The organism is Belnapia moabensis DSM 16746 (genome assembly GCF_000745835.1).
Taxonomy (GTDB): domain Bacteria; phylum Pseudomonadota; class Alphaproteobacteria; order Acetobacterales; family Acetobacteraceae; genus Belnapia; species Belnapia moabensis.
Map to the genome: position 1 here is coordinate 1 of NZ_JQKB01000140.1, position 7930 is coordinate 7930.

The window sequence follows — 7930 nt, forward strand, 5'->3', positions numbered from 1 at the left end:
TCGAGTGTGTGCGCTGGTACCGCAAGTCGCTACCAACCTTCAGCGACGCTCTCGTGCTGGTGCGCCGCGAGCTCTGGCGCGCGCAGTTTTCTGCTACCTCGCCGCTGGCCGGGACAGCACAGAATGTCTCAGCCGATCTCATCGAGCGATTGCTGCTCATCGTCTGCCGCCCGCCATGATGGCACGCGAGCGTCACGGCACGTGCAAAGCCAAGCTTAGAACGTCCCCCTGGCATTGGGAGCCGCGCCGGTCGGCGCGGGTCCCTCTCGTGCGCTGAGCCAACGCCACGTCGGCGGCCCGGACGGCAGCGACTTCGGCCACCGCCCACCCGACGGGAACGATCGGCTCGCCCGAGGCAGCCTGGATAAGCGTTTCAAGGCAGGCAAGGCGGCGGGCTTCGAAGCGGGATTTGAGGTCTTGATGACCAGACTGGTTTGGCAGGAGGCAGCCCCCGCTCACCCGAAGGTCATCACTGGATACTCGCTGCAAGGGCACCCATCTGCATCGCCTGCATCTTCCGTGGCAATGTCGCTGAAGTCCGAGTTTATGGCATGTCATCCCTGCCAAGCGTCGCGGTCCGGACCAGTTGCTACCGCCTCCTTTCCGTTCCTGACCAGCGGATCGCTGCCTGCGGCACCACCAACATCCGATACGAGCCGTAGCCAACATGAATCAGAGTGCCTATCCGCGCCCGCGACCCGCCGATTCCGCAATCTCCTCGTCTGGCGAACACCTCCTCTGGTACCACACCGCATTCTGCCAGATGGCTCTTCCGCTACACGCCCCGGGCGGCGACTGGCGCCGTGATGGCGGGACAGCGGCCATCCGCATCGCACGCACCGTCGGCGGCCCCGACGCGCCAAGTGGAAGCTTCCTCAGGCTGATCCTGATGCACGTCTGCGACACCGCTCTCCGCACCCGGAGCCCGGTGGTGGACATGGGGCAAAGTGCCGCCACGCTTGCCGCCGCAATCGGGGTGGAGATTGACGAGCAAGGCCTCGGCGAGCTTGCCAACGAGTTCGCCCGCCTTGCCTCGGCGAAAGTCACGGTGTCGCTGGACGGCGGCCCTCTCCTGGCCGTTTTCGACGCCCGATCCAATCCCCGCGCGGCGACGAAGTGGCGTCGCAGTGTTCGTCTGAATGCCCGCTTCCAGGCCAACTTGGCTGGGCATACGGTCCCGCTGGACCGCCGTATCGTCAATGCACTAGCAGCTTCCCCGACGGCGCTGGACGCCTACGCGTGGATCAGACATTCGCTGGCCGGTATGCCAACGGGCGCTGTCGCCAGCACACCGTGGGAGGACCTACAGCGCCGATTCGGCGAACCCGATCAGGACGGCGCCACGTTCAAGTCAGCCTTCGAAGATGCATTGCGGCGCGTCTTCGCGGCCGACCTGTCGATCTCCATCGCGGCGGATGACGAGGGGGTTAGCGTCCGCCATGCCACGCCCGAAGGTGATGAAAACGTCCAAGAGGGTTCGCGGACGACGACACGAGTGCAATCGCACGAGGCAGAGCATGCGGACCTGCCACTTGGGCCGCCGACGCCAGAGCCGGTCCGGGATGGGCAACCGGAGTTGTCGACCGATAGCAGGTCGAAATATTCGGACCGAGCCAGTGCCAGCGCCGCCGACGGACGGGATCGGCTCCGCATGATCAGCCTACGCTCCAACCTGACCGGCTTGCCGCCGGTAGTCTGGCTCCGACGCGCCGACGGCGACCGCCACATCGTGATCGGCGTCACACCCAACGCGTACCTGGATGTGGATCGGCTGACCATTCTAACGGTAGAACCTATCGTCATGCAGGTCAGCGGCGGGTTACCGGAGCCGGTGTTCGAGCGTGTTTCCGCGTGGGTGATGGCCAACCGCGATCTGATCGATGACTTTTGGGACGGCCGGATCGGCGCAGCCGAAGAGGTGTTCCGTCGCGTGCGGAAGGTCCCGGCAGTGGGTTGGCGCTGAGTGCTGCGGCGCTCAGGTGAGGCCCCAGACTGTGAATCCTAGTCCAAGCGGGGCCCACCTCATTGAAGATTTCCAGAGAGTTTCGGGACTGATTGGCGCCAGACGGGTTTGCCGATCTAAAGTTCGGCGCCTATTCACCGTTCAGCGTGGCCACGAGCGCGACAGGGAGGGTGTCCACGCAGGACGACTGCCGCCATCGTTGTGTCACCAAGCTGGGAAAGGCGGCCGCGTCCAGGACGCCGCACACTCCAGGCGCCGCGCCACCTCCAGCACCGTCTCGTCGCCACCATAGCTCCCGACTACCTGAACGCCGAGCGGCCACCCGTCGGCATGGGCGCGTGCGGGGACGCTCATGCCCGGTGTCCGATGGCGTTGACCCAGGTGGTGAAGACGTTCTGGGCCGCCGGGTGGCCAGGCCGACCGCCGATGGCGGCTGGAAATTCCTCATCGATCGCCCAGGCTGGCGAAGCCGCGCTGGGGCACAGGAAGGCGTCGGCATCGCCCCAGGCGTCTGCGACCAGACCGCGGATCTCGGCGAGGCCGTCCAGAGCGCGCACGTAGTCGACTGCGGTGAGCGACGGGCCGCGCCCAGCCGCGGCGGCGATTGGGCGGCTGGCCCGCTCGCGCCAGATATCGGGATGCATGCAGGTCGTCCGGGCGGCGCCAGCGGCGCTCAACGTCGCCCAGACGCTGCGGACCCGTCCGACGTCATATGGGGCAGCCCGGCGTACCACCCCGCAATCCGCCCGCTCCAGCAGGGCGGCGCACTCTTCGACGGCGGCCTTGACCTCCGGGTCCACCAGTTCACTCTCAATCTCCGCGAAGACGCCAATGCGCATGCGGCGCTCAGCGAGGTGCCCGTCGTCCGGAGGCGGTAGGCGCTGAACTCTGCGATAATCCAGTCCAGGTCCTGCTGCCACGGCGTGGCGACCGGCACCTTGCTCGCCAAGGACGAGTGGTTAGACCCAACTCACAAGCACACAGTGCTGGACAGCGTCGGCATGACCCTTGGCGGCAGGCGCCGAAATGGGCTGGACAGCGGGATGGCAGGCGAAGATTGGTCCAGGTTCCGCCTGTGGCTCCGCTTCCCTGTCTTCCTGCTTGCAGCTGACTTCGGTGGCGGTTACCGAATTCGAGACGGAGGACGCATCTGGCCATGCCGCGCAAAACGACCCAGCAATCGCCGCGTCGCCGCGGCGCCGAAAGAAAAGGCCAAGGCGGCGGCACCCCGGCCGACCGCCTGGTCCGGGCTTGGCTGGATGAGGATTACGACACCTTCGAGGACCTCGCCGAGGAGCTCATCGCAGGCGGAAGGGACGGCGTGCTCCTGGCGGCCAGGCGGAAGCTGTCCGAGAAGTATGAGGACGAGGATGTCGACGAGTTTGCAACTGCCCTGACGGAGATGGCCGAGGCAGTCACGGGCCAGGACGCATTCGACATTTCCGAGTTGGTGCTGTTGCCGGTCGTGACTGCCGGTTCCCTGCCGGATCCGGCAACCTTCACCGGCGGTTTGGCCAGCTCAGGCGCCTTCCCTCCAGAAGCTAAGGTGGTGTTCGCCGAGGGATGGAGGTCGGTCGAAACCGTCAACTCGCTCACCCCCTCTGCCCTCCGGCGCGCGCTACTCGACATCGCTAGTGGGCGGCCGCCTGCTGATTTGCCGCCGCTGCAACCCGGCGACCTGACGGATGGCGGGATCGTGGTGCTGGTCGGTGCCGTGGTTTTCGATGTGGAGCCGTCCGATGACGACCTAGATGGCGATGCCGAAGTGCTGATCGCCCCCGATGAAGGAAGGGAGAGTGAGCGGTCCGATGCCTTCGACCGCTGGCGTGCCTCCCTAAACCCGGAAGCACTAAAGGGTGCGCTCGTCCTTCCCCACTGCTCGCCTTCGCAGCTGATGGACGAGATCAGGACGCTCCTGGAAGGGGTCGAGGCCGGAGATCCGACACTCGACGAGATCGTCGACTTCATCGGCACAGCGCGGCACGAAGCGGTCGGCGAGGAGGTTGTGGCAAGGCTGGTTGTACGCGAAGGCGGTGTGCAACTGGCTGTGCTTACCCGCTCGGGTCAGGAGCTGGACAGCAGGGTCTTCGATCTGGTGGAAGGCGGTCCCACAGCCAACGACATCCGCATCGTCGTCGAGGGCTGCGTGCCTATCGTGGTCGGCACGGAGTGAGCCGGTAGTGCGGGATCGCCATGCTATCTTCCCGACCAGCCAAGGAAGCGGCTCCCAAGCCTCACTCCCCGTCGAGCGGAGCCGCCGGTCGCGGGTTGCTTCATATGCTTCCCTGCCTGCAGATACCCCGTTCGGCAGGGCTTAGACTTGAGGTTTAGCCGAGCTATGCCCATATATGGCTCGTCAAGCTTGGCCGGGTCTGCTGGCTTCCTGCTCCTCTTGTGCAGCGAGTTTGGTGTCCGCTCTCTCGAGGGTTAACCCGTGGCGCGACATGGACATGCGGTGTGCCGTCATCAGCGGAACGCTGAGGCGTCCTTGGGCACTGTCGCAGTGCTAATGCGCACGTCGGACGCGCAGCGCTCTGTGCTGCAGGAGCCACACGACGGCAACTAGTTTGGGGACGAGGTTAAGCACGGTCAGAAGGACCGATCCGCAGTTGGTAACTCGAAGTGGCTAGAAGGTTGCGCCGATACGGCCTGGCCGCTTCGCCATAACATTACCGAAAGCGGAGTCAAGTAACAGGAGTACCTACGGCCGCCCACGATCTCGCTGTTGAGCAGGGAGGTGAGTTCCTGCCCAGCCGGTTCAGCGGCATGGCCCAGCGTGGCACATGAACAACGTTTGCCTCGTTCTGGAGAGCCATCTGATCAAGATTGCGGCGTGAGGACCTGGTAGGCCGCCACGAGCGCATCGTACAGCCGAGCTGAATAGGTTGCGGCCTGAACGTGTCATTCGGCTAACCAGCAACGGGCGTCTCCATACCCGACCACCGTGGCCAAGCCCAATCTTCGGCGTGTTCGGCTGGCACGACATGAAGGCGAGGCCGACTGCATTAGCTTCGTCAGCTGTCCGCGTGGAGCGGGCATGAAAAGGAGGACTAACCGTGGCACGGAGCCAGGCGAAAGTAGCGAACCCCAATCCTGCCCCGGCCACCGAGGCCGATGAGACAGAGATTACCTACCTTGCGAAGCGGCATCGTGTTTCGCCCGCTGTCGTGCGGGAGATCATCCGCCGAACGGGTTCGAGCGAGCGAGCAGCGGTTGAGCGTGAGATTGCGAAGGGCAAGGCGCGACGTTGAAGTCACCGCTATTGCGGGGTTCGCCGAGGCCACAGGATGCTGCCCGGCGTCCCAGCTTCGCAATACTAGCTTCGCTCGACCTCGTCCGCCGGTGGTGGCGGAACGGCAACCTCCTCAAGGACATCGTCCTGGATATCAGGTGCGGTGTCCCGGCGGCAATGCAGCCAGTCACTCAGGCGTAGGTTCAGGCAATCTTGGTTTGGCATGGTGGCCGAACGCAGATCTGCTGCCCCCGTCCCCAGCCTTTCCGCAGCCAGGACCAACATTATGCCGCACCAGGCTTGCTGGCTGTGCGTGTCTGACGGGCCTCCTCCAAATCCCACCGTAGTGCTGATCGCGCCGCTCGCACCGGGAGCCGGAGGGGGCGAGGCCAGATTTCGTGGGGGAGCGCCCGCTGCGAGGCACTCGTTTCCTTGATACCCGAATGGACTGGCCGACGTGCTCAGAAGCGCAGGCCCACCGTGACCTGGACGACGGGGTAGACGCGCAGTTCGCCCGAGTGTCCCAGCCCCATGGCGGGCCCACCCTCCCTGCCCCTTAGGACGGCGCCGAGGTCGAAGGAGATCGGCAGCATCCCGCCGAGGATCTCGCCGCCGTAGCCGAGGCCGACATGCGGGGCGAGCGCACCGCCAACGCGGGTTCCGGCCGAGAGGCGCGGACCAGTCTGCGCCGGGGCGGAGCGGGCAGGATACCAGTCCAGCGTCGCCCCGAACGCCTTCACGTCGGCCCTGGTGCCGTACTCGTCGCCCGACACCCGGAGCTTGTGGCCGAAATCGATGGCGCCGTAGCCGAAGCGCAGACCGATGGCCTGGACGGTCGGCGTCGCGGCGGAGAAGGTCGCTGACTGGACCAGCGAGTGCTCGACCGCCAACTGACCGCGGACCGGGCATGGCAGGAGGGCGAGCGCGGCGGCGAGCGCCACGGCCCCGGCTTTGCGGGCGTGCATGCAGGTGTCTCCGTTCGTCCTTGGCCTAGGGCCGGGACGGGATGGGGGCCCGTTAAGGGACGCGACGAGCCATGTTTGGCGGCCGGTCCGGCAGGCGGGCGCTGGCGGCCATATGACGAAAGGCGCGAGGGCGGCGCTGCTGGTAAGGCTAGGAGACGGCGGTCATCGCTAAGTGGCCCTCACTGACGGTAACTCACGGTTTAGTGAGCAACCCTCGAGCGAGCAAGAAAAAGCGACTTAGCGCTCTATGATATTTACTTACGGATTCGATATTTACGTCGGCTTCCTCATCTGCGACAGGAGCGCTCGCCCGGCCGGAGGAAGCATGCCATGGGCCCGCGTGGTGAGCGCCTGTTGCCGACCCAAGGCCAGTTACGGCGTGGCTCCGAACGGTCCCGCCGCGTCACGCTCGCCAGCGCTGGGAGATGGCGGCAGGAGAGTAGGGCGCATTGGTCCGTCAGTCGGGATCGCCAAAGGCGCGGCCGCATCCGGCGGGGTGTCCCAGCCCGCCTCCCGGCCTGAACCCGCGGCGGGCTCGCCGAGGACGCCGCGCGCCGGTACGACTCGGTGCCGGAATCGGTGGGTGTTGCGGCGGAGCACCCAGTCGAGATGGGGCCGCTCGCCGCGGGAGCACTGCGTCAACCAGCGAACCCTCGACGAGTGCCTGGACCGGCTTGATCCCACGAGGGGAAGGCCTGGCCGCTGCTGAAAGCAGCGTTGCCTTGTGCGTTGCCAAGGCTCCAACGAGCCGAGCGGCGCGACGACGTCCGCCGCCGACAAGCGCAGCAGCCGATTGTCGATTGAATCGCCGAGGAACGGAGGACCGCCTCCTGGCTCCGGCCAATCGGGGGCAGGTCGGGCGCGAGCCGTCGCCGCGCATCTTGAAGGTGGCCGCGACCGCGAGCGCCGCCACGGCCGCGACCATGAACCGCACTGCGCTAAGCGGTTCGCGGACTTCCTCCCGTCCAATGTCGCCAGGAAACTGATAGTCCTCCGTTGGAAAAGCACTATTTAGAAAGCTTGGCCGTCTTGGTCCTGTGACATCAGCGCGGGCTGTACCGGGCTCAACTGCGGGAAGCCACCGAATAGCTTGTATCCTCGGCCCTCCTTTGAGAGGCTTTGGTGATGCTGGGCGCATGCACGGAGAGGACGATGAGCGTTGAAGAGCTAGAGACCACCAGAGCAGCATATCTTCGTGCGCGTGCTGCTCGATGGAGCGCGGAGGACGCTCGGAACGAGGCGTTCGCGCGACATCAGGAAATCGACTCCGCTGTTCGTCTCAGAAGCAGTCCTGTGTTGCGGGACGGCACCAGAGAGACGACGGCAGATTTGGAAGCGGCGGCCACAGCGTTGTACGAAGCGGAGACAGCTCTTGCTGAAGCGGCTGCAATCGAACAGGTCGCCTTGCTTATAGATAGCGGCTTAGCTTGGCTTTGCACGTGCCGTGACGCTCGCGTGCCATCATGGCGGGCGGCAGACGATGAGCAGCAATCGCTCGATGAGATCGGCTGAGACATTCTGTGCTGTCCCGGCCAGCGGCGAGGTAGCAGAAAACTGCGCGCGCCAGAGCTCGCGGCGCACCAGCACGAGAGCGTCGCTGAAGGTTGGTAGCGACTTGCGGTACCAGCGCACACACTCGACCAGCGGTCCACGCTCGGCGGCGAGTTGGTTGGCCCACAGCGTCACGAGTGAGAACAGGGCGAACAGCGCGGGCGTGGTGCGGAGGATGGCCAGGTCGGACCATTGGCGTTGGGTCTCGACGCCGAGGTG

The 7930-nt window shown here is 65.5% G+C and carries 6 protein-coding genes; 2 read left to right on the top strand and 4 right to left on the bottom strand.

Annotated features, from left to right (window positions below):
- Window positions 1–667: 667 nt before the first annotated feature.
- Window positions 668–1963: a replication initiation protein gene (locus EP26_RS28410; protein WP_084113096.1), complete on the top strand. Its 1296-nt coding sequence runs from the start codon at window positions 668–670 to the stop codon at window positions 1961–1963.
- Between the two features lie 204 nt (window positions 1964–2167).
- Here the strand turns inward: EP26_RS28410 and EP26_RS35715 are convergent, their stop codons facing one another.
- Together EP26_RS35715 and EP26_RS28415 are read right to left on the bottom strand one after the other, a co-directional pair.
- The gene (locus EP26_RS35715) at window positions 2168–2317 is read right to left on the bottom strand and encodes a hypothetical protein (RefSeq protein ID WP_157033889.1); all 150 of its coding nucleotides are present in this window, start codon (window positions 2315–2317) and stop codon (window positions 2168–2170) included.
- Complete coding sequence (locus EP26_RS28415) at window positions 2314–2802, bottom strand: amidase family protein (protein WP_043344342.1); 489 nt, start codon at window positions 2800–2802, stop codon at window positions 2314–2316. Before EP26_RS28415 ends, EP26_RS35715 begins: the two co-directional genes overlap by 4 nt.
- A gap of 317 nt (window positions 2803–3119) precedes the next feature.
- On the opposite strand from EP26_RS28415, the gene EP26_RS28420 reads away from it, so the two are divergent.
- Complete coding sequence (locus EP26_RS28420; RefSeq protein ID WP_043344345.1) at window positions 3120–4136, top strand: hypothetical protein; 1017 nt, start codon at window positions 3120–3122, stop codon at window positions 4134–4136.
- A 1520-nt stretch (window positions 4137–5656) separates the two neighbouring features.
- Here the strand turns inward: EP26_RS28420 and EP26_RS28425 are convergent.
- Together EP26_RS28425 and EP26_RS36505 are read right to left on the bottom strand one after the other, a co-directional pair.
- Complete coding sequence (locus tag EP26_RS28425; protein WP_043344346.1) at window positions 5657–6160, bottom strand: hypothetical protein; 504 nt, start codon at window positions 6158–6160, stop codon at window positions 5657–5659.
- Between the two features lie 1461 nt (window positions 6161–7621).
- Window positions 7622–7930, bottom strand: a 309-nt coding sequence (locus EP26_RS36505; RefSeq protein ID WP_043344349.1) for a hypothetical protein, incomplete at its 5' end; no start/stop codon positions are given.